Raw genomic sequence first — 23305 nt, 5'->3', positions numbered from 1 at the left:
GCAGTCCCAAAAGGTCTTTTCCTTTGAAATTTGTAGGAAAAGAGCATACATCTATTACCATAAGGACAAAAGGGACGGTTCCTTTCATCTAAACTTTAAATGAGAAAGATAAAAGACCGTCTCTTATATTTAAAATGTTTTTTCTTAATAATTTATGTTCAGTCTTAAGTAATAGAAGCCTCATAAATAGACTTAATCGCAGCAGCTAAAGTATCATTAAACTCCTCCTCGGATTGTTGAGCAGTAAGTCCCTCCATCAAAGCTCGAGAGAAGCTGGCAATCATCCCGTGATTGCGGGAAAGTCTCTCGTTAGCCTCTTTCCTGCTATAACCTCCCGATAAGGCAAGAATCCTTACTATATGCGGATCAGCCATCAAGTCCAGATAAAAATTATCCTTTGATGGAATTGACATTTTAAGCATAATTTTTTCTTCATGCCCAAGGCTTGATAAATGTTTTACAATCTCCTCTTTAAGAATTTCTTCTGCCTTCTCTTTATCCGGGCTGTAAATATCTATTTCTGGTTCCAATATAGGCAAAAATCCCGCTGCGATGATCTGCTTTGCGACCTCAAACTGCTGTGCTACAATGTTGCGAATTCCTTCTTGATTTGCTCTTTTAATGACAGACCTCATCTTAGTCCCAAATATATTTCGCTCTTTCGCCCTCTTCAACGTCTCATCTAAATGAGGTACTTGTTTCATGAGCTGTACTCCATTTTCCTCTTTCTCGAGGCCTACATCCACCTTCAAAAAAGGAATAATACCTTTCACTTTCCATAGATAATCAGCAGTAAAATACCCTTCAATTTCTCGTTCCATTGTGTTCTGGAAAAGAATCGCTCCTAATATATACTCTGATCGGAAAGCAGGGCTTTTAATAATGCGAGATCGCATTTGATGAATTAAATCAAACATTTCCTCCTCATTAGCATAACTTTCCTCTGGGATACCATAGAGTTTCAATACTTTAGGTGTACTACCTCCACTTTGATCCAAAGCAGCAATAAATTTTGCCTGTATGCATTCTCTCAAATTGCTCTTTATTCATCTTCTATTCCCCTTTCACAGATTGTTATACACAAAGTCACAGTCTGATTAATAAGCACAAATCATCCTCCACTTTTTCTTTATCTTCATTATACTATAAAAATACAAAAATTTAAAAAATAATGGCGCACTTAACAGAAATCTATTGTCAATTGCGCCATTGTAATCTCAATATATCTTCACCAGACTGTTGACAAAATATCGGGAACCCGTTATGATGAGAAGGGTTCCTTGTTTTTTTAACGGTACAAAGCAAAAGAGGAGAGGAGAAGAAAGATGTTATCAAAGAAACAGGATGCCAGACATCAAATAGAATTTGTAAGCATAGATCAGTTAGTTCCAAAAGATCACCTTTTAAGGAAGATAGAAAGAGTTATAGATTTTAGTTTCATATATGATTTAGTAAAAGAGAAATATTCCGAAGATCACGGCAGACCAAGCATAGACCCAGTAGTACTCATAAAAATACTTTTCATTCAATATCTTTTTGGTATACCATCGATGAGGAGGACAATAGCAGAAATAAAAACAAATGTAGCGTATAGATGGTTTTTAGGGTATGGGCTGACAGAAGAAATACCTCATTTTTCAACATTTAGTCAGAACTACATAAGAAGATTCAAGGGGACGGATATATTTGAAAAAATATTTACGAAAATTTTAGAAGAAGCAATAAAACATGGGCTAGTAAATGCAGAGGAAGTATTCATAGATTCAACCCATGTAAAAGCAAGTGCCAACAAGAAGAAATACACCAAAGAAATAGTAGAAAAAGAAGCCAGGACTTATCAAGAAAAACTAGAAGAAGAAATAAACAAGGATAGAGAGGCTCATGGCAAAAAGCCATTAAAGAAAATCAAGAAGATAAAGACGAAAGAAGTGAAAGTAAGCAAAACAGACCCGGATAGCGGAATGTTAAACAAAAACGGAAAAGAAAAAATCTTTGCATATTCTTTTCACACAGCCTGCGATAAAAACGGATTTGTATTAGGAGTAAAAGTTGAAGCTGCAAATGTACACGACAGTGTGATGTTTCAAGAAGTATTAGAAGAAGTTGAAAAGAGGGTAAGAAAACCGAAAGCAATAGCAGTAGACGCAGGCTATAAAAATCCGTACATATTAAAGACAATATTTGATAGACAAATAATACCATCAGTGCCGTATACAAGGCCAAAAACAAAAGATGGTTTCATGAAAAAACATGAATTTGTTTATGATGAATACTATGACTGTTACATATGCCCGCAGAATGAAATATTAACATATGTTACAACCAACAGAGAAGGATATAGAGAATACAAATCAAACCCAGAAAAATGTAAAAACTGTCCTCTAAGAGAAAAGTGTACCCAAAGTAAAGACTACACAAAGAGGATATTCAGGCACATATGGGAAGGATATGTAGAAGAAGCAGAACACCTAAGGCATACACCTTACTGTAAAGAAGTATATGAGAGAAGGAAAGAGACAATAGAGAGAGTATTTGCAGATTTAAAGGAGAAGCATGGTTTGCGATGGACGACGTTAAGAGGGAAGGAAAAATTGTCCATGCAAGCGATGCTTGTTTTTGCTGCCATGAATTTAAAGAAAATGGCCTTATGGTTATGGAGGAAGGGCAAAGGGCCCTTTGACATTTCAAAACTTTATTCATTATTTGGAGTTTTAAAGAAAATTTTATCCAGATATATACAGCCCCTGCTTTCGGTACTAAGAAAACAGGGGCTAAAATTTTGCTTTGTCAACAAACTGCTTCACTTCAGCATTTTCTAAAAGCAAATATTCTTCTCCATCTCTCCACTTAATTATGAGTTTTATAGGCTTTTTAATGGCTTCCAAAATTTTTTCCCTATCTTTCACATCAATTTGATTTATATTTGGCAACCAGGTAAACCGACTAATTTCTGTCATATAATCCATCTTCTCATTATTTTTTACATTTAAATCTATCTTCTGCTGATTTAGAGTACCGAAATATAATATCCCAGACATTATATAAGGCTGCAATCCTTCGTCAACAAATGCTTGTGCTTTAAAGTCTCTTATAACTTTATCACTAATATTTTCTATTATGATTGTATACTGTAAAGAAGTATATTTATTAGACTCTTGAGCTTCTTTTGCATTTTTAGCCCACTCAGAAGTTTCATTGCCAGAAAATTGATATTTCTTTCCTACCTCAATTAGAGTATAAATTTTAAAATTCTTACTTTGTGTAGAATAATTCAAATTAGGAGCTTTATTAGTATTGTATAAAAATGGATGGCTTCTATTGTAATTATAATAATCATAACCCACAAAAGCCACTAATATCACAGCAATCAATAGTACATAAAATATTATTCGTTTGATGTTTATACTATTACCTCCATCCATATTCCTCAGTAACTCCTCTGTTAAAATAGTAATTATACTGAGCCATATTTCTAATCCAGTTATCGTCATAATAATGAGGTGCTACATCCACATGAATCGGTGGATATCCCTTATCAGCAGTAAAATCTACTGAGGCTGTCGCTGTAAATCCATTGGTTTGTGCAAAAGAAGCAAACTCATGCCTATACCACTCTCTATTCCCCTCTATTACATAAGTTTTCCATGTTCTGGTACTTTGGTTATAAACTTTTGCAACTTTGTTTCTGTATGTATAAGAATGATATAAATGAACCGAAGCTCCTTTATTTTTATTGACATGAGCTTCTGTTAAGCCAAATGCTATTGTAGCCACATCTAAAATAATATTTCCAGCAGTTCTAAAAAAGTAACTTCCTATTCTTAACCCAATATCCCATATGGCACTTGCAATTCCACTTCTCGAATCATCGGGAATAGTAGTACCATCTGTAATTGGCGGTTCAATTTGAATATCCACAGTCCCATCTGGATAGTCAACATAATCAGGATTAACTATTCCACTTGGCAAACTTATTTCATTATTTTTTGAAAACGGTGTTTCATTCTCCATTCCAAATGCGCAACCTAAATTGATCAACATCATGAAAATTACAACCATGCTAATTATTTTCTTCAATTTTATATAATCCTCCTCTCTAATTTTTTAACTTAAAACATCTTTCACTTACAGATATTTTTAAATGTCTTTTTGAAATACCGCTTTTCTATTATATACTTTAGATTTATGCAAAATTCAAAAGCCTTCATTTAAGCCATTCTGCAGACATACTTTTTTCTACCACTCTTGAATTTTATATCTTTTATGTGGGATTTTCCCTATAATCTCCTCCCTCATATTTTATTCCAGGGGAACGTTTTATAAACATTTTCACCTCCCACTTTTTTATTTCCCCCTCTATCTATATAAAAGCTAAAATTTATAAAAAATATTCCACAATTCAAAATTTTATTTTTCATTTTATCTCAAAATTCTTTACTGCTCTTATTATAATCTCGATTAAATCCTGTTTTAACTCTTCTTTTATTTCTTCATCTACACCTTTTACACTACCCATTATCAAGGGTTCAAAGCGCCTTATTATTTCCTCTATAAGCTTCTTTATCCCCCTGTTTTGCTTTCAAAATAATTTCAAAAAGCCTTTCACATTCCTCCATAGTTTCAAACTTCCTTTATAAATTCTTCCAATTTTCTAAGAGCCCTTTTCTTCATTTTGCTTATACAAGACTGCGTTTTGTGGAGCATTGATGCAATTTCTTTTTGAGATACGCCTTCTACAATGTTTAGCATTAATACCTCAAATTCCTCTGGTTCAAGTAATTCTTTATACTGTGAAAGCATACATTTATCCATTACCTCATCCTCAAATGAGATATAACTGTATGTTATGCTATCAATTGCCCCTTCTTCATTCTCGCTTTTTTCATTATTTCTTGGTGTATCCAATATTAAAAGTTCCCTATATTTTACTTCCTGATATTTCTTTTTAAGCTTTACAGATTCTAACCTAACATATCTAGCTAAATACCCAATAAAAGCTAATTCCACCTCATTTTCTTTCATCTCTTTACCCTCCTTGCCTCTCCCTTTTCTTCCATTATACCTCTTTAAATGTTAAAATTTATTAAGAAATCCTTAAATTTTGGTTACAAAACGGTTACATTTAAAACATAGAAGACGGTTCACTTCATCTAAAAAAACAGATGAGAGGAACCGTCCCCGGCGTTTGTTTTATAAAAGTTTTTACACTCTAAATAATGCCCATTCCTGTTTAAACATTAGTGCTGCTATATATATACTAATAGCCACATATACTATTGATGAAAAAACAAATATACTTATATGTGTCATATTAATAATTCCATAAAGTAATTCTTTAAATATTGAAATAGTCCCAAATACAGGTATTGCAAAATAAGATATAGGTATTTCATTTGGCATTTTATACATCACCAAATATGCCGGAATTATTGCAATAAACATTAAAGGTGAAATATATGTCTGCCCTTCTTTAAAAGATTTTGCATATGCACTTAAAGCAAGCTCCAGTGCAGCAAATATTGATGCTGTAAAAAAGGCAGCCACGAACATGACAACTATTGCCGCTACGCTCAACCTAAAATCGGCATTTAAAGATGCCATATCTTTATTTAAAGAAAAGGAAGCAAAAAGTCCCAAAAGTGAAGCAATAGCACTTGTAAGTGCCATGGTTGTTACAGCTAAGTATTTGCCTGCCATTATAGAAAGCCTTGATGCAGAAGTCGTAAGTAAAGGTTCTAACGTACCTCTTTCTTTCTCACCTGCTGCCAAATCAACAGCTGCTCCCATACCTCCTGTTGCCGTCCATAAAGTCAAAAGCATTGGCACAATGAATGCTAAAAAAGACCCTGCCATTTTACTCTGTGAGGCAATATTTTCTGTCTTTATAGCAATTGGGTCTAATATTTTAGGATCTATGCCTTTTGCTATAAGTCTTTGTTTTACAATATTATTCGCATATTCTTTTATAAGACCTCTTATCATATTCTCTGCATTCGAAGATTTCATATTTGACATGTCAACCTGAATTGTTAAATCAGCGTTCTTGCCTTCTTCTATATTTTTATCAAAATCAGAAGGTATAACTACAATTGCCCTTATATCGCCTTTTTCAAGACTTTCTTTTGGATTTTGCAAACCCGTTACTATACCTATTCCTGTCGATTTTAAATAGTTTACAAATTTTATATTATTTCCTTCATCCAAAACTGCTATTTTTATCTCGCTTATTTTTTGTTCTGATATGCTTTCTGCTCCACCTATTACTATGTACATCATTATAGGAATAAACAAGGCAGGAAGTAAAATTGTAACAATCCATGTCTTTTTATCTCTAAAAATGTCCTTTAGCTCTTTTTTCAAAACTATGTATACATGCTTAAACTTCAATTTTCTCACCTACCAATTCCATAAATAACTCTTCAAGATTGTCTGTTTTGTATTTCTCCTTTAAATCTTTTATAGTCCCTTCCTCTATAAGTTTTCCTTTGTGTATTATACCTATCTTGTCGCAAAGTTTTTCTACCTCTGACATGCTGTGGCTTGAGAAAATAATTGTCTTTCCTTCTTCTTTGCAAAACCTTATAAAGTCGTGCACTTCTCTTACTGAACCTACATCGAGTCCTGACGTTGGCTCATCAAAAAGCATCACCTTAGGGTCATGTATTATTGACCTTAAAATTGCTACCTTTTGCTTCATTCCTTTTGAAAGCTTGCCTGCTGGTCTATCAATAAATTCAGTCATATCAAATTTACGGGCTAATATATCAATTTTTTTATTTGCCTCCTTTTTATCCATATCATGAAGTTCCGCAAAATAAAGTATATTTTCCCTTGCAGTAAGCCTGTCGTATAAACCGCTTTCTCCTCCAAAAAGTATCCCAACTTCTTTTCTTATCTCTTCTGGTTCTTTTATTAAGTCTTTTCCATTTATAATGGCTGTCCCATTCGTAGGCTTAAGCATTGTAGCAAGCATTCTTAAAGTTGTGGTTTTACCAGCGCCATTTTCACCCAAAAGCCCATATATTTCTCCTTCTTTTACCTTAAAACTTAAATTGTCTACTGCTTTAATGTTTTTAAAAATTTTAGTCAATTCCTTTACTTCTACCAAAATTATCCCCTACCTTCAATTTTTATCATTTTCTAGGTCTAGTACCAATTTAGATAATGCTTTTTGAATCGCCTGACTGACTTCTTCAAGAAAATCTCTTGAAATTCCCTCTGATTTAATTTCCGGTTCTGGAATAGGCTCAAACCAATTAAGAAAGAGTTTTTCCATAAATTCTTTAGCAAAATTCTCCGTTACAATGCGATCATCAAAATCTGAAACCGATAGAAGTTTTCTTCCATCTCTAAAAAGTATAAAATCCCAAAGTCTTATTCTTCTGGTTTCTATAATTTGTAAGAATAATTCTCTTGCCTCTTTTGTCATCTCCCCTTTTATAGCAATAGCTCCCTTCATACCACTCCATGGCTCCACAGAAATTTTAGGTAGCCCAAGAAATTCTTCTCTTCCTTCAGAAAGTGTCATTGTTGGATCATCAGGAAATCGAACTTCAAAATGAGATGCTGAAAGTACACCATATTTAAGCATAACTTCCCATATATCAGTATCTCTCCTCTTTCCTATGTAATAATATTCTCTTTCTTTTGACATAGCTCTCACTCCCATCTCACTATCAAATCCTTAAAGTAGTACTTTTCCCTGCACCATTTGGACCTATAAGCACTACAACTTCTCCAGGATACATCTCAAATGAAATCCCATCAATTGCCTTTACCTTCCCATAATATTTTTTAGATTTTTTACTGAAAGTACACTGTCCATTTTCATCCTCCGTTTATGCAAAATTTATACAAATTATAATCTCTCAAACTATAATAAAAAACAACCACTGGGACACAATACTATAAATTCTACAAAATTCCCTAAAATCCTTCTTCTATTTCCAATCTACAGTAAAATTTAACATAGTTTTAACATAGTTGTACCTTATTACCTTATTTAGAGTTTTATTTTTGATCAATTCCCGCGTATTTATAAAGTAAGTACGAATCTATAATAAAAATTAAAGCAAAAACAATGCAAAATGTAGCTTTAAAAATCTCATAACTCACGTTGAATATCAGCATTATTAGCATAAATGATAAGAAAAAACTTGTCACACCAAAACTTACTGTATGCGCTTCTGCCATTTTGTTTTGAAGTTGTCTATCTTGTGGAATGTTAATATATCGACTAGTAAAAAAGTTAGAGAAAAAAGCAAAAAATGCAAAATACATATAAGATTTAAAAAATCCTAAAAAGCCAAGAAAACCGAGAAAGCCTAACAACCAAAAGAATTTTTTCATACAATAATCCCTCCTAACATTGCATAATTATAACTTCATGTTAAAATTATACCAAATTACTATTGTTTTTCGTAATAAGAAAGGTAGTTTGAAATCAAAAAATGAGCTGATAAAAAAAGTATTATACTGCAAAATATATTGGACATACTATGACAATTTTCTTGCTAGTTCTGTTTTTTGGCTAAACCAACATGAAAAAAGGGAAATAGAAAACAATAGAAATTTCTAAATTAGAAAAAGATATTTGTGACTTTTTCTATAAGTGTGTAAAAAAGAGGTAAAAAGCAAAACCGTAATGTTGTTTTTAGGTCAACTTTAAATTTCCTTGCTATTTCACTGATATTTAACCCTTTAAAAAAGAACGCATTTCTGATATCATCTATTTGGGTCATTGTGAGCATCCTCTATTTCTTCCTTGCAGTTAAGTTTTCTCTAACTACAAGGATAATTTATGGGTGCCTATAATAACCCTTTGCAAGTCTAAAGATTTTTCCTTTGCAACTTCGTCCATTTTTATTTTACCCTAAACAAAAAGTTGCATTTTTAATATTATCCTTAAAGCATTGTGCAGCTATCCATTACCCTCGAAAAAACTATGTATAAATTGACTTCTTCTTGAGATACCATTTACATTTATTTTTTATTCCATCATTTCATAATGTCTTTCAAGTTACATTTATCAAACTCAATGAGTTTCTTTTTGAGTACTACACATGATAAACAAAAATTATTCAAAATACAGTCTTTGCATATTGGATTTTCCAAAGTTCTGTCATCCCAAAGTTTTTCCAATTTAATTATCAGCTGAGAAACTCTTATATCTTCAGTAAGAGGACCAAAATTATACTCACATTGTTTATAGAAAGCTATGCATGGATATATACATCCTTCTGGAGACAAGTACATTTTGAATTGGAGACATTTGTTAGGGTTCATGAAATAATTGTAAATAGTTGGTTTTATAATATTATTTTGAATTGAATATAACTTATTTTTATATGGAAAATTCCAAATAACCCCCTCTTTATTTGTTTGGTCTAAAATAAATTCATTTGGAAGATTAAGCACCACTTGAAAAGGGATATTATATTTTTTTAACAAATGGATTTTCCAGCTAATTTTGCGGTTATATTCAATATTATTACCAACAATTTGAAGTAAAATCTGTATCGGATATTTATTTAAAATAGAAATCCTGTCTTCATTTAATAACATTCCATTCGTGATGAGAAAGAAGTCAAATTTATATTTAGAAGCAATGCTTATAAATTTTAACAACTCATCAAATCTTACTAATGGGTCTCCTCCTGTAATAAAAATCTGATTACAACCATGCTCAGTTAATTCAAAAAGAAACTTGTTGATTATATTTTCATTCAGTAGGTAATCTTGAATACTTGAAGATGCTAATTTTGTACAACTTATACATGGAAATAATCTGGGCTTTTTACATATCTCACATTCGAGGGAACAACTGGAAACAAAATTTATATATACTGCTTTTATCTCTGAAATATTGTCAAAATCAATTGGTACAGAAGTACCTGCAAGCCATTCATCATGAAAATATTTAATATGAGGTTTTTCTGTAAATCTTATAAGTCTATTGGATATAAGGAAATTTAAGATTTTCCCCCATTTGTCTTTATATATCTTTTCCATTTCGTTACATTCAAAACCTTCTAAAGCTTTTTTTAAAATCTCTATATTTCCCTTTTCTACAATAAAAATTTTAGAATTTAAGAAATCCAGAATTAAACCCATATCTTTGTTATGAATAAATCTCACTCCGTATCCCAAACTAATATATCGTTTCATACGCTTACCTCCCATGGAAAATTATAATCACTATAAAACAAAATGTTTTTTAAAACAATAAAATATTAATCAGATTACAGTACAAATACTTTTCCTGTAATCACTTCTATTATCTTACTTTAAAAACAAATTTTGCTTGAAAAGTTGTTTTTCCTAGAATCTTTCAATTCAACACCCATCACTTTTAAAAAAGTCACAGAAATTAATAACAATATAAATCTTTATAGTGCAAATTATCATTCTTATTTCTTGAATATTTACTCCTAAAATAGCTTGGATTATGTATAAGTACTTCCGTTAAATCTTTTAATGCCTGCTCTGTAGATTTTATTTTACTTTCACAAAAACCCTTTGGTATTTCAAAATATCCATTTGAAGCAAATGTGGCATAACATGTTCCACATATCCTACTAATAGGACAATTTTTACATTTTGACAAAATTTCTTCGTTATATCTTTCTATTATTTCAGATATTCTTTTTAAATCCAAACCATTGTATACATCTCCTATAGAGAAGTTGAAATTTATCTTTTCGCAAATGTGAAGTCTCCCTTGCGTATCTACATATAATTTATCTCCCGGAATACAGGTACCCGTAAAAGTATCAAAGAAAACATTATTAGAGTAAAACTTAAATCTATTGTATAGGAAGAAAAAGAAAGTACCAAACATCAAGTCAGAGTAACGAGATGATTTTTTGTTGGATTTGATATTTTCAATATACTGCTTTTGTTTGTAAGAATAAGTTTGTAGAAATTTATTCTTATCTTGAATAGTAAAACATTGGTAATAAGAGGAAAACAATGGCTCAACCATGCTTACTCTTATAAGTGGTGGTAAACTTTCATTTTCAAAAAATTCCTCTGTCTTAGAAATATCAGTGTAAAAGTCGTAACATGCTAATAAATTCAAATTTTCCCATATTGTAGGATATACTTCTCTTATTTTTATTAAATTAGTATATATTAGATCAAAACTTCCTTTTCCGTTGGAAAAAACTCTATTTCTATCATGTTCTTTTTTCGGACCGTCCAAGCTTATTGATATGTAAAAATCTTTTATATTGTTTATGTATTGAAGCACTTCATCCGATAATAACGTACCATTTGTTGTCATGTTAAACATAGGATTATAATATTTATATTTATCTAGCACATACTCCACTATATTTTTGATACTTTTAAATTCAAGCAATGGTTCACCTCCATAAAAAGTAAAAATAGGTCGTCTTTTGGGATTATACTTGTAAACTTTTGTAAAGTAGTACATATATAAATCTATAGCCTTTTTGGCAATCTCAAATGTTAGTGCCTTATTCCTATAACTTCGATGGTATGGATAGTAATCAGAGTATATACAATATTTACAACGTAAATTACATTGCTCAGTCATATCAAATATCAATTGTTTCATTCCATGAGTTTCTATATGCTTTTCGATATCTTTTATAGTATACTTCTTTTTGTTGTGAAGATTAACTGATTTGTACAAATTATTGTATTTTTCGAGGAAGAACTTATAATATTCTAAATTATAGTTGTTATATATATTATTTCCTAAAAATCCATTTTTTCTCATTTCATTCAGTACCATTAAAAAAGAGCTATCAATATTAAGAATAAAACCAGTTTTATTATCATAGAGATATGTATCCTTGCTATCTGTTTCATAAATTAAGATATTATTCATGCTTTTCACTCCTATCATAATAACTTGCCATTAAATGTACAATTTTATTACACACATCATCAAAGTAATCAGAGTGATCTATTATTATACATATTTTGTCATCTAATTCTTCTTTTATAAACTTTTTTATCAATTCTTTTGTATCTTTATCCAAATGTGCCGTTGCTTCATCAAATATGAAGACATCAGAATCGGATTTTACCATAGCACGAGCTATCGCTAGTTTATGTATCTCACCGCCCGAGAGTTTCACACCATTCTCTCCCACCAATGTTTGATCCTTTAAAGGCAAACTCTCTACAAAAGCTTTCAATCCCGATTTTCTTAAAATTATTTCGTATTTTTCATCATCGACATTGTCTATTATTTTTATATTGTTTTCGATTGTATCGTTAAATAAGAAAATCTTCTGTGACACTATTGAAACTCGACTCCTCAGGGACTTTTTTGATAGCTTATTCAACTCCACTCCATTTATCAAGATTTCACCCTCGTAATTTTCATAAAATCCTAAAAGTAATCTTATTACTGTTGACTTCCCACTTCCGTTCGGTCCTTTCAAAAGCACTTTATCTCCTTTTTCTGCTTTCAAATTGAAATTTCTTAAAACGTACTCCTTCCCATCAGGATAGCAGAATTTTACTTTTTTCATTTCTATTTCATTTATTTTATCTATTTTTATCTTGTCAAGCGTTTCGTCTTCTTCGGAATATTTCATAAAGAAATCTCTAATCCTTTCCAACGCTACAAACGCTGGTTTGAAAGTATACATGCTTAAGCTCCAATTAACCACAGGTGCATACAGTTTTCCAAAATATCCGGTAAAAGCCATATAAGTCCCTATAGATATACTTTCTTGAATAACTGACTGTCCTCCCAAATAAAGCAAAAGAACACTTACAAGAGAAGATAGAAGCATAATCGCTTCAGAGCCAAACGACAACAAAATGCCGTATTTTATAGATGATTTCACGTATTCCTTGTTAATTTCATTTATATTCTGTGCTTCTTTCTCCTCTAAAGCCATCCTTTTTATCTCTTCTGCTCCACTTATGGATTGTTGGAATTTTCCGTGAAAAATAGCTCCTTTCTCCATTGTTTCGCTAGTAACTTTGGCAAAGGCTGATTCAAAAGTTCTCGAAACTAAATAGAAAATGGGTATTACTAGAATCAACAACAGAGTCAATCTCACGTTCAGAGAAAACATAATCACCATAGCACCTATGAATTCAAAAATACTGAGGATTAACTTGAAACTCTGTAAAGAAAACAATGAACTCAAAGAATCAGCCTCTTTGAACCTCGAAACAATGTATCCACTTTCGCTGTTTGAGAAAAACTCTAGTGGTAGTTTCAAAATGCGATTTGTTAAATCTTTTTTTATGTCAAAGAGTGTATTATGACTGAGAAGTGTAAAAAGTGCCGAACTTAAGTAGTTTAAAAAACTCTTCAATATGTACACCCCAATAAGTACTAAGACATATTTGGTCAATAAATTTAGATTTCTATTCATTACCCCTTCATCGAAAGCAAGTTTGGTAAGATAAGGAGGTAAAAGAGAAATCAAAGATGCTACTAAAAAAGTAAAAGATAGAATGAAGAGTTTTATTTTAGGTTTTATATATTTAAAGACAAGATGCAGTAGTTCCAGTTCTTTTGCCTTCATGCTCTTTTAACACTCCTTTCAAAAGAGGAAGGGGAGAAATTATTTAACTATTACTCCCCTTTCCTAATACTTAACAATAATCAACAAATCATAATTAAACAAAAGAAGCAGCAGCTAAACCAGTCTTAAATCCCGCAGTGCTTCCTACTGCATCAGCTATAGGCACAGGTCCATCTGAGATACATACACTACATACAGCTGCACATCCTAAACCACAAATTATCCAGCATCCAACACCTTCCGGAGATATTTCTTTCACAACACTCACCTCCATTTTTATAATCTAAATCTTACTTGCAGCAGCAAAAATAGCCCTCGTTGCAGAAGTAAGCCCTACAGCATCAGCAATTGGAACAGGACCATCTGAGAGACACACTAAACAGGGAAGTACACAACCGGCACATACAAGACACGTTAGCCCTTCGGGTTCAGCACGAAGTTCTACCACATTAACCCACCTCCTTCCTTTCTGATTCCTTAAGTCATCTTAAATTTAAAGGATTTTCCTATATATTTTCACAGAAATCCACTTTTGTCGAATTCTTATATAGAGAAACTCAAAAATAAAAGTGAAAAAAATTCTATGAAAAGTAAAGCTAAACAATCATTACTTTTATTTATGATAATCAATCATTACTTTTATTTATGATAATGTGCAATCTTTTTTGAAAAGAATAAACTTAAGCTTATTGAACTATTATCATTTACTTTCCAATAGAATTTTCTTTGCTTGTTTCACTGAATTAATATTAAAACTGTTAGTTATGCACTATATCAGGGTAAATCTTTAATAGATTGAAGTTCTTTCTTATTTTCTATTTTATAATACACTTTTTCCAATGTCTACTATATCTTTGTATAGTTTTAGCAAAAAAATAAAAAAACTATACAAAAGTATAGCTCAAATTTAATCTATTAAATCTAACTTAATAGTTTTTGCAATGGCCTGTTGAAAGTTTTTTAACTGTAATTTTTTAATAATTTCTTTTTTATGATACTTTACTGTGACAGGCTTTAGCCCAAGTTCTCTTGATTCGGTTTTAAGCTCACTATTTTATTGCTATTCATATCTCAATGCCTCAATCGGGTCAAGGTCTGCAGCCTTTTTTGCTGGATAAACGCCAAATATTATTCCAAGCACAATTGAACCTAAAAACGCCATAATTACAACTTTAAAATTAACTGTTGGAGGAATTTTAATAAGGTGTGATATTATCATGCCTGCCAGTATGCCAAAAATAATGCCTATTACGCCTCCTATCCCTGTCAAAATAATTGACTCTGCCAAAAACTGCATTATTATATCTTTTTTTTGTGCACCAAGTGCTTTCTTTATACCTATCTCTCTTGTCCTTTCCGTTACAGATACAAGGAGTATATTTACTATGCCTATACCTCCAACAATTAACGTAATTGCTGCTATAACTAATAGTACCGATGATACTACAGACAGTACGTTGTTTATAATATTTTGGATATCTTTCATTGTCTGTGCAATGTATTTGTCTTTGTTATTGTGGTTGAGTTCTAAAATTTTTATTATTTTATCACTTATTTGCTTTAGGTTCTCTTTTTTTGTTGTTGAAAAATATAGTACATCTACTTTATTTCCAGTACCAGATATATTCTGAAGTGTAGTTAGCGGTATAAACAACGTTACAGGAAAATCATCACTGTTTACTATGCCTGAAAGAAAACCGTTATCGAATTTAATCACACCTATAATCTTAAAATTGTTAATAGCTCCTGAAGCAGTTTTTACAGTAATTATACTTCCTGTAGTCTCTCCTTCCCTCCCTCTTTTACTTATTGTCGTTTCTCCTTTATGCTTACCAGAGCTATTCTCTACTAGGTTTAATCCTCCTAGTTTTTGTATCTGTTTTGGGTGTTCATATTTCTCAATGTCTCCTACTTCTGCAATAAAACCCGCTACTGTATTTATCCCTATCCCTTTGATTTCTAGTAGTTCTTTAACCCCTGGTATCTCAACTATTAATTCTTCTATCTTCTTCTCTACTTCTTCAATTTGTTTTTTGAGAAATTCGTATTGTTCAATGAGAGTCTTTATCTCGTATTCTGCCATCTTTATGCCCTGCTTCTTCCCTACGCTCTCCTTAGCAGTTTCTATCAGCTTTATAGCCCTTTTTTTCCCTACCCCTCTTTGCACTTCTTTCTTCCATATCGATAGGATTTCTCCAGCACTTTTTTCTGCTATCTTCTCAGGTGTTGGAATTTCTTTTAATGTGATAAGTGCTGCTTTCCCTTCCCAGTCTGAAAATACGGTGTTAAACTCTGGAAAGTATATGTCTATCCATCTTGTTATTTGATTTCTTATCATCCCTATTTGTTTGTTCAACCTGTCTTTTATGTCCATCGCTACCCTTAATTCTGCATATACTCCTTCAGGTATTATCGGCTCTACATATCTCCCGTCTTTTACTAGCATTGCTATTGTTTTTGGATCTTTTTTATCGCTTTTTGTGGGAGAATTGTCATCTAATTCTTTGCTCCTCTTTACATGGAATGGATTAACCAATACTACCTTTATGTTATTGTCCTTAAGGTATTGGGCAAAACATAGCCAATATTGTCCTGTCGGTTCCATCCCTACTATTAGTTTGTTTTTCTTATGTCTCTCCATCAAGTCTTTTGCCCAGTTAAGAAATTCTGTCATACCTTCTCTATTGTTCTCAAATCTTAGGTATTTCCCATATTCTACTCCTCTGTAGTCAAATGCTCTGGCATAATGGCTTTCTTTTGCTATGTCTACTCCCGCAATTAATGTGTCTTCCGTTACTTGCAAAATCTTTTCATTTTGTGTATACTTCATTTTAGGTACCTCCTGTTTTTTTTGATAATTCGAGGTAAGTTCTTAAACTTACACTCTGTATTTTATCAGGAGGTACTTATTTTTTCAAAGTTCATTCTTCTTTATTTTTTATTCATTACAGGAATACTCTATTAATTTTTCGCTAAGAAATACATAGATTCCACCTGTTAAAAGTGCCACCGATGTAAGTATAAATATATAGCTTGTTTTAAAATAATTTCCTAACATACCAAATACACCATATGAAATCGGTATAAGTGCTGTAGTAAGTGCCTGAACTATGGAAAATACTTTTCCTCTTAAATCAATTGGTATAATTTTCTGTAATATTGACACCATATTTACATTGAATATAGTTTGCCCAATTCCCACAACAAAATAGGAAATTATCATAATAATAAAGGAAGAGGTAAGAGAAAAAACTAAAATTGATAAACCATACACAAACAACGAAATAGCAAGAAATAAAATACTCACTTCTATTTTACTTATTGTAGTAATAACCATTGCTGCAATAGCTCCTACCGAAAGTGCGCTGAGCAGACTTCCATATTGAATACTTTCCATACCAAGTCTTTTTACATGGACTGGAAGCAATACATGAAGCGCACCTGTGAAGAAGTTGAGAACACCTATAAGAATAACAAGAGATAATATAAAGACATTTTTCTTGAAAAATATTTTGCATTCCTGAAAGTCTTTGATAAAAGTTTGGCTTTTTCTTCCGGTTTTTAAATGTTTTTCTTCTACTTTTATAAGAATAACACACATTCCGGAAATAACGAAAGAAAGAGCATTTATTAATATTATTCCACCTACTCCTACTACCTGCAGTAATGTTGCTCCAAAAACTGGTCCTAATACCTTTGAAACATTGTTTGATAGCTGATAAAGTGAGTTTCCTCTTACAAGAAGTTCTTTATTTATAATATCGGGAATTAACGAATTTACTGCTGGGTTAAAAAATGCATCACATACGGAAACCAAAATAGTTATTGCTGCTAAATAAATAATAGTTAGTTTCCCAATAGCTACAGGAATAAAAAGGAACAACATTAATAATCCTCTAAGAATATCCATCAAAACCATGATATTTCTTCTGCTCGTATGATCCAGAACATACCCTGAATAAGGACTGGCAATTATTCTTGGTAAGAAAGTTGCTATTAGAAACCATCCAACATTTAATGATGAACCTGTTTTCTGGTATACCCACCAAGTTATTGCAACTTCATACATCCTGGTTCCTATCATTGAAACAAACGCTCCATTAATTAATAGGAAAAAATTCTTATTTATAAAGTAATCTCCTAGCACTTTTCTGATCATTTCCCATCCACCTTTTCATATGTTTTTCAATTTAAAAGTATAGGTACTTACAAAAATATCAAAATTTTCAAACCAATATACATATAGACAGTAAGTTTGGTTGACCTTTTTGGTTGTATCCTTGAGACAAACTGAAACTTCTATTGATTTATTTGAGTTAGGATTTAGCTCAAAAATTTCAAATTCTTTAGTTAAAATTAAATTTTCGAATTCACTTCTATTTTCACACCAAACGTTAAAGCAAATACAGTTATTAGTTATATATGGGTTTAAATTTTTCACATGAATGAAAAATTCTATAGAATCTCCACGATAATTTTTGATTTCTATCAAAGGATACTTGATTTTTTCTCCATAAAACGGAACATCAAACACATTATGACAATTGCTGCAAAAAGCTGACAATCTTTTGATATCCAATAAACCATTATATGACTCTTTCATCGACAAAGGATTTCCGCAAAACGGACACTGGTGTTCTTCATGAAACCGTGAATCAGCACACCTTGTTACAACGTTGTTTCTGTATTCCTCAACGAAAAATCTGGGATTTTGACTTAATAGCATATCTTTTAGTGAGGTGTACAGGTCTTTTTCCATCTGTTTTAATTTTTCTAATTTTTTTAAAAAATCACTATTTTTTAGATTTCTAAAGCTTTCGTCCATACTCTCTATGATAGTTATTGCATACATAGAATAGTTTCTAATCTTACCTATAATTTTTTGATGCCTAAACCCCAACATCTCCAATTTTTGCATACTTTTATATTTATTTGAAATAATTACTAGGTCGTTTTTGCTTTCATCTTCTAAATCGATTTTAATTCTCAGCTCTTTATTTATTTTTTTCCAGCTATATACAAAAACTTTCAAGAATTTTCTTGCTTTATAGGGAATTATTGAATAATAAATATCATCGCAAATTACGTTCTCTGCAAATACTCGATATTTTCTATTCAAAATCTTTTCAAATTTATCTGGTTCTTTACTTAAATCTATGTTCACTTCTATAAAGTAGTCCAACTCTGAGATATCTATATTTATACCCTTATGTTCTACAGTTACCTTAGTATCAAAGTTTGGTTTTTCATTATCAGCTAATATCTTTGTATTTGGAAAACCAAAAAGAACAAACGGGAAATAATCGCTTCCGTGATGATATGAATTCATATTAAGAATATAAAGTATCTCACCCATTTTGTAACCTTTATTAACAAGGAAGTAATAAAGCAAAGCTTCGCTTATATAGCCTTCCTTGGGTCTGTAGGCACTTATTAATGCTTTAGCATTTTTTAGTATATTCATTCCGACATTTATATACCTTCCTTTTTCTGATGTGCTAATTAACGTACTTGAACAAGAATTCATAAACATACATTCAATATTAAATTTTTCTGCTTCAATCCTTTTATACTCGCAGTTTTCACACTCCGGAAAATATTTGTATATTTCGTTAATATCTACAGCAGAATTTATTCCACAAATTTTCCCATCGTTTAAATGGAGATGCCGTCTATTACCATCCATCACAACGGAAAGCAAAAGTTTTTCTGATATAAAGGAAGCAATATTATCAACTGTACAGTCCCGTCTTGTTAAAACATAAGCATTCAATTCATGTTCTATAGACTTGTTTTCTTTTCGTAATATAAGCATTGCTTTTTCGAAATTTAATGTGCTTTCAATTTCAAAATTATCAAGTTTACGATTTATTATTTCATCATTTAAGCCTGTAATAAAACCAAAAAATACATTTCTCTCGCAGGAAGCTTTATAGCATTTGTCTAACAATTTCTCTGTTATTTTTTCAGGCGACAATACAAACACAAAATCTTCTTCTATTTCGCTCACTTCTTCCTCATGCTTTATTCTTAAATACTTAAAACCTTTTCTAGCAGCAAATTTTTTTGCCACTTTTTCATAAACATCATCCATTAAAAATGTTACTATCAAATCATATCCCCCCTAAACATCTGTCTTTACAGTTTTTGCAATCAGCTGAGCATTCACTTGTAGGTTTAAATGCTAATGCGTTTAAATATTCTTTTTTAAGATATTCCTTACTGATAATGCAATCCTGAATTTCCCACAGAAGCTTTTCATAATCAATGTAAGAAGAAAAATACTTTTTATAATCTATCCCAGATTCCTCCAGCGCTCTTTTCCAGCTTTCGAAAGTATTTTCTCCCTGCATATAGACCCTTTCTATTACTTCACTTATTTCTACTCCTCCCCTAGATATGATAGGTTGATAAAATGATACTGGAGTACCAATTGTTGTTTCTATTTTTATAAGGTTTTTATAAACACTTTCCTTTCTCCTTTCAACTTTTTCATCTACGACATCAGTGGAAACTACAACTTTATATCCTCCTTTAGAAAGTTTTGAAATCAAGTACTGTAATCTTTCCTCTGCTTCATTAGGCAAAATCGTACAAGCATATTGAAAGGGGGTCCAAGGTTTCGGATATAACATATTAATACCTATTTCAAGATAGCCATTAATATTACCTAAACTATTCATTTTCTCTCGAACTTCCATAATAAAATCAGCAATTTCATCTATATCTCTAATGGTTTCAAATGGTAATCCTATTATAAAATATAATAAATATAATGCCCCCATCTGTCAAGACAATTTTTTTAAAAGATAGTGTCAAGATACTGTAGGATTTTTTTAAGACAACCCCTGAAACTTAGTTAATTTCATACTTCAACTTATCATGCTTTTTATATAACTTGTGCATATTTTAATGCTCTTAAAACCCTATATATTGGCGTTACTTTCCCTATATTCAAAACCGTAATATTGTTTATTTTTTCATTTGTAGACGTTTTAACTCTCCTTACCGCTTCTTTTATTTGCTTCTTCGTTAAATTATAACTCCCAGCATTGATATTCTTTTTCTTACCCCATTCTGCTTCTCTTAAGTCTCCTCCATTCTTGCTGAATACCCTTAATTTCGCCATTAACTTTAATCCTTCTCTACTCCACCCTAGTGGATTCCTGCTTAATCTGGCTGAAAATACATGGCTTATATGCCCTTCTGCACTGCACCCTATTACATCTTCGTCTTTGTTGTATATCACTATTCCTTCCCAATTGTTTAGTATGTATTTCCTTGCTTCTTTTATCTTCTCTTTCTCTCTCTCTTCCTCTGCTGCCTTTATTAGCTCATCAAATACCTTCTTCACTCCTTCTTTATTCCCTTCATTTATTGCTCTCCATATCTTATCTCTATACTTTGGCTCTTTTGATGTTGCTTTTAATACGTATTTGTTTAAATGATATCTGTCTAACACAAACCTTGATTTTAATATCCATTTTAATCCCTCTTTTATCCACGGTGCCCCATCTCCTGCTATGTATATCTTCTCTATCTTCTCTTCTTTGTAATTGTCTTCTATGTAATTTGCTACATCTATCCATATGTCTTCAGGTTTCTCTCCTACATATGCTTTGTAATGCACATTTCTCAGTACATTTCTACCATTTTTCTCTTCTTTACCTTCATGTATGTATATCAATCGCGGTGTTTCATTGCTGCCATCTTGCAAAGGCACATGGTCTTCATCTGCTTCTATGTATAATACCCTTACCTCTTTCTTCTCTTTTATTTCTCTCTTTACTTCTACTTCTCCTATTTCCCTTATTGCGTTTAATACCGTCTGTTTACTTAACTCCTCTGGACATGCTTTTTTACTACTTCTCTCATATGATTCTTCTATCGCGTTTTCTACTAACTTTATTTTTACTCCCTTCTCTATCCTATCGTGCCGTCCTATCTCTAATGCATCATCTATCAAGTATGTATATCTTCCATCCTCTCTGGATTTGTAATATGTCCTCTCATATTCTATATCCCCAAGGATTGTCGTTAATCTCTTTTTATCTTTCCTCTCTACTACCCATTTTTCTTTCCTTCTCTTATCTTCTTTTATTATCCTATCTAACTCTTCAATAATTGCTTCTATTGCCTCTCTACCTAGTTTGTCCGTCAGTTCCTTTATCCTTGCTGCAAGCTCTGTAATATTCATTCCTTTATTTAATAAATCACCAAAAATTTCTACTACTTCCTTAGTGAAATTTAGAGCATTTTGTAGTATAATATCCTCAAAGATATTTTTTTTCACAAGAGACACCCCTTTCTGTATTGTTTTGTTTTCCATAATCTATTTTATCACAGGGGTTGTCTCTTGTTTTTTATCACTTAAAAAATCCTACGATAATTTTACACTATGAGCAAGAGCTATAAATTTCATATGTTCCCATACTGTAAGCATTGGGTATATATCCGGAGTTTCAGGTATATAAGCAAGTTTGAATTTTGCCTCATTATCTTTATAGTCATAGCCGCATATTTTTATTTCTCCTTCTGTCTTTCTCAAAAGCCCCATTATAGTCTTTAAAGTAGTACTTTTCCCTGCATCATTTGGACCTATAAGCCCTACAACTTCACCAGGATACATCTCAAAAGAAATTCCATCAACTGCTTTTACCCTTCCATAATATTTTTTTAGATTTTTTACAGAAAGCACACTATCCATCTTCGACCTCCGTTTATGCAAAATTTATACAAATTATAATCTCTCAAACTATAATAAAAAACAACCACTGGAACACAATACTATAAATTCTACAAAATTCCCTAAAATTCTTCTTCTATTTCCAATCTACAGTAAAATTTAACGTAAGCTTAACATAATTATACCTTATTACCTTTTTATATTTCTAACACTTAAAGCGTAATCCAAATCATAAAAATATTGCAGCAGGTAGTGGAGTAATTTCTTTTCGTCTCCCATAGGTTAATTATGTACCAATTGATAATTCTGTTATAGGCTGACAAAACAGAGATCTGAGTTTTATTTTTGATTACTTCCTGTGTATTTATAAAGTAGGTAGGAATCTATAATAGAAATTAAAGCAAAAATAATGCAAAACATAGCTTTAAAAATTTCATAACTTACGTTAAATATCAGCATTATTAGCATGAATGATAAGAAAAAACTTGTCACAACAAAACTCACTGTATGCGCTTCTGCCATTTTGTTTTGAAGTTGTTTATCTTGTGGGATGTTAATATATCGACTAGTAAAAAAGTTAGAGAAAAAAGCAAAAAATGCAAAATACATATAAGATTTAAAAAATCCTAAAAAGCCAAGAAAACCGAGAAAGCCTAACAACCAAAATAATTTTTTCATACAAATTCCTCCTAACATGCATAATTATAACCTTATGTTAAAATTACATCAAATACTGACATTTTTTACACTTAAGAAGATGGTTTGAAATTAAAATTATAAGTATAACCCCATTTATAACCCCATTTCTCCCTTACTAACCACAAAGATTAATGGTTTTTGCGAGTATCCACAATGCCCCCTTTGTAAATCTGGAGATTTTTGAGTTGCAAAAATGGGGAGTTTTCTTTGCAACTCTGTCCACTTTTATTTTACAATAAACACTATAGAATAAAACTAAAGTATAAGGGTAGGCATTCAGAAAAAACACCTACCCAACTATTGACAAAGAGTCTAAATAAAACAGCACACTCTTAAAAACTACAAGCAACAATTATTCATCAAAATTTTAGAAGAAAATTGTAGCCCAACACCAGCA

At 31.6% G+C, this 23305-nt stretch carries 22 protein-coding genes and 3 pseudogenes; 1 reads left to right on the top strand and 24 read right to left on the bottom strand.

The genetic code is table 11. The features are described from left to right. Positions 1 to 164: 164 nt before the first annotated feature. Positions 165 to 1034: a fructose bisphosphate aldolase gene (locus tag TKV_RS01985; RefSeq protein ID WP_268870089.1), complete on the bottom strand. Its 870-nt coding sequence runs from the start codon at positions 1032 to 1034 to the stop codon at positions 165 to 167. A gap of 291 nt (positions 1035 to 1325) precedes the next feature. On the opposite strand from TKV_RS01985, the gene TKV_RS01980 reads away from it, so the two are divergent. After that, on the top strand, positions 1326 to 2819 hold the full coding sequence (locus TKV_RS01980; RefSeq protein WP_049684543.1) for an IS1182-like element ISTte1 family transposase: 1494 nt from the start codon (positions 1326 to 1328) through the stop codon (positions 2817 to 2819). On the opposite strand, the gene TKV_RS01975 is transcribed toward TKV_RS01980, so the two are convergent. The 23 genes and pseudogenes from TKV_RS01975 to TKV_RS01890 all read right to left on the bottom strand — a co-directional run bounded on the left by TKV_RS01975 (position 2772) and on the right by TKV_RS01890 (position 22887). Then, a complete protein-coding gene (locus tag TKV_RS01975; protein WP_049684542.1) occupies positions 2772 to 3422 on the bottom strand; it encodes a hypothetical protein in 651 nt (216 codons plus the stop codon). The genes TKV_RS01980 and TKV_RS01975 overlap by 48 nt on opposite strands. Further along, the gene (locus TKV_RS01970; RefSeq protein WP_049684541.1) at positions 3409 to 4077 is read right to left on the bottom strand and encodes a hypothetical protein; all 669 of its coding nucleotides are present in this window, start codon (positions 4075 to 4077) and stop codon (positions 3409 to 3411) included. The genes TKV_RS01975 and TKV_RS01970 overlap by 14 nt, the downstream gene beginning before the upstream one ends. A 337-nt stretch (positions 4078 to 4414) precedes the next feature. Further along, on the bottom strand, positions 4415 to 4516 hold the full coding sequence (locus TKV_RS13310; protein ID WP_236617307.1) for a hypothetical protein: 102 nt from the start codon (positions 4514 to 4516) through the stop codon (positions 4415 to 4417). A 104-nt stretch (positions 4517 to 4620) separates the two neighbouring features. Further along, the gene (locus tag TKV_RS01960) at positions 4621 to 5022 is read right to left on the bottom strand and encodes an RNA polymerase sigma factor (protein ID WP_049684540.1); all 402 of its coding nucleotides are present in this window, start codon (positions 5020 to 5022) and stop codon (positions 4621 to 4623) included. A gap of 180 nt (positions 5023 to 5202) precedes the next feature. Beyond that, complete coding sequence (locus TKV_RS01955; protein ID WP_173402316.1) at positions 5203 to 6396, bottom strand: ABC transporter permease; 1194 nt, start codon at positions 6394 to 6396, stop codon at positions 5203 to 5205. Further along, positions 6377 to 7108: an ABC transporter ATP-binding protein gene (locus TKV_RS01950; protein ID WP_049684538.1), complete on the bottom strand. Its 732-nt coding sequence runs from the start codon at positions 7106 to 7108 to the stop codon at positions 6377 to 6379. The genes TKV_RS01955 and TKV_RS01950 overlap by 20 nt, the downstream gene beginning before the upstream one ends. A gap of 15 nt (positions 7109 to 7123) precedes the next feature. Continuing rightward, positions 7124 to 7654 carry a hypothetical protein gene (locus TKV_RS01945; protein ID WP_049684537.1) on the bottom strand — a complete coding sequence of 177 codons (531 nt, stop codon included), beginning with the start codon at positions 7652 to 7654 and terminating at the stop codon, positions 7124 to 7126. Between the two features lie 28 nt (positions 7655 to 7682). Next, a pseudogene (locus TKV_RS13895) lies at positions 7683 to 7825 on the bottom strand (ATP-binding cassette domain-containing protein); the annotation flags it as partial. A gap of 185 nt (positions 7826 to 8010) precedes the next feature. Continuing rightward, entirely contained in the window at positions 8011 to 8349 is a 339-nt protein-coding gene (locus TKV_RS01940; protein ID WP_049684536.1) for a DUF3796 domain-containing protein, read from the bottom strand. A 648-nt stretch (positions 8350 to 8997) separates the two neighbouring features. Further along, positions 8998 to 10167 carry a radical SAM protein gene (locus TKV_RS01935; protein ID WP_049684535.1) on the bottom strand — a complete coding sequence of 390 codons (1170 nt, stop codon included), beginning with the start codon at positions 10165 to 10167 and terminating at the stop codon, positions 8998 to 9000. Positions 10168 to 10369: 202 nt separating this feature from the next. After that, positions 10370 to 11857 (bottom strand): radical SAM protein, encoded by a 1488-nt coding sequence (locus tag TKV_RS01930; protein ID WP_049684534.1) that lies wholly within the window; start codon positions 11855 to 11857, stop codon positions 10370 to 10372. Continuing rightward, entirely contained in the window at positions 11850 to 13523 is a 1674-nt protein-coding gene (locus tag TKV_RS01925) for an ABC transporter ATP-binding protein (RefSeq protein WP_049684533.1), read from the bottom strand. Before TKV_RS01925 ends, TKV_RS01930 begins: the two co-directional genes overlap by 8 nt. A gap of 94 nt (positions 13524 to 13617) precedes the next feature. Next, the gene (locus tag TKV_RS12985; RefSeq protein WP_158506587.1) at positions 13618 to 13782 is read right to left on the bottom strand and encodes a huazacin family RiPP peptide; all 165 of its coding nucleotides are present in this window, start codon (positions 13780 to 13782) and stop codon (positions 13618 to 13620) included. Between the two features lie 24 nt (positions 13783 to 13806). Beyond that, on the bottom strand, positions 13807 to 13971 hold the full coding sequence (locus tag TKV_RS12980) for a huazacin family RiPP peptide (protein ID WP_158506586.1): 165 nt from the start codon (positions 13969 to 13971) through the stop codon (positions 13807 to 13809). Positions 13972 to 14430: 459 nt separating this feature from the next. Further along, positions 14431 to 14556 (bottom strand): annotated as a pseudogene (locus TKV_RS13300) (helix-turn-helix transcriptional regulator); the annotation flags it as partial. Between the two features lie 27 nt (positions 14557 to 14583). Then, the gene (locus tag TKV_RS13765; RefSeq protein ID WP_268870111.1) at positions 14584 to 15009 is read right to left on the bottom strand and encodes an ABC transporter permease; all 426 of its coding nucleotides are present in this window, start codon (positions 15007 to 15009) and stop codon (positions 14584 to 14586) included. Between the two features lie 306 nt (positions 15010 to 15315). Then, positions 15316 to 16353, bottom strand: a pseudogene (locus TKV_RS13290) (IS110 family RNA-guided transposase); the annotation flags it as partial. Between the two features lie 108 nt (positions 16354 to 16461). Beyond that, entirely contained in the window at positions 16462 to 17682 is a 1221-nt protein-coding gene (locus TKV_RS01915; protein WP_049684532.1) for an MFS transporter, read from the bottom strand. A gap of 15 nt (positions 17683 to 17697) precedes the next feature. Next, positions 17698 to 19635, bottom strand: coding sequence for a hypothetical protein (locus TKV_RS01910; protein WP_049684531.1), 1938 nt, complete (start codon positions 19633 to 19635; stop codon positions 17698 to 17700). A gap of 1 nt (position 19636) precedes the next feature. Continuing rightward, positions 19637 to 20308 carry a radical SAM family protein gene (locus TKV_RS01905; protein WP_049684530.1) on the bottom strand — a complete coding sequence of 224 codons (672 nt, stop codon included), beginning with the start codon at positions 20306 to 20308 and terminating at the stop codon, positions 19637 to 19639. 104 nt (positions 20309 to 20412) lie between these two features. Continuing rightward, entirely contained in the window at positions 20413 to 21816 is a 1404-nt protein-coding gene (locus TKV_RS01900) for an ISLre2 family transposase (protein WP_049686150.1), read from the bottom strand. 87 nt (positions 21817 to 21903) lie between these two features. Next, positions 21904 to 22230, bottom strand: coding sequence for an ATP-binding cassette domain-containing protein (locus TKV_RS01895; protein ID WP_236617306.1), 327 nt, complete (start codon positions 22228 to 22230; stop codon positions 21904 to 21906). A 318-nt stretch (positions 22231 to 22548) separates the two neighbouring features. Next, positions 22549 to 22887, bottom strand: a complete 339-nt coding sequence (locus tag TKV_RS01890; RefSeq protein ID WP_013149838.1) for a DUF3796 domain-containing protein — start codon at positions 22885 to 22887, stop codon at positions 22549 to 22551. Between the last annotated feature and the right edge of the window lie 418 nt (positions 22888 to 23305).

It is taken from the genome of Thermoanaerobacter kivui, assembly GCF_000763575.1.
GTDB lineage: Bacteria > Bacillota > Thermoanaerobacteria > Thermoanaerobacterales > Thermoanaerobacteraceae > Thermoanaerobacter > Thermoanaerobacter kivui.
The sequence above is the reverse complement of the archived record's forward strand: the minus strand, read 5'-3'. Positions and strand labels throughout refer to the sequence as shown.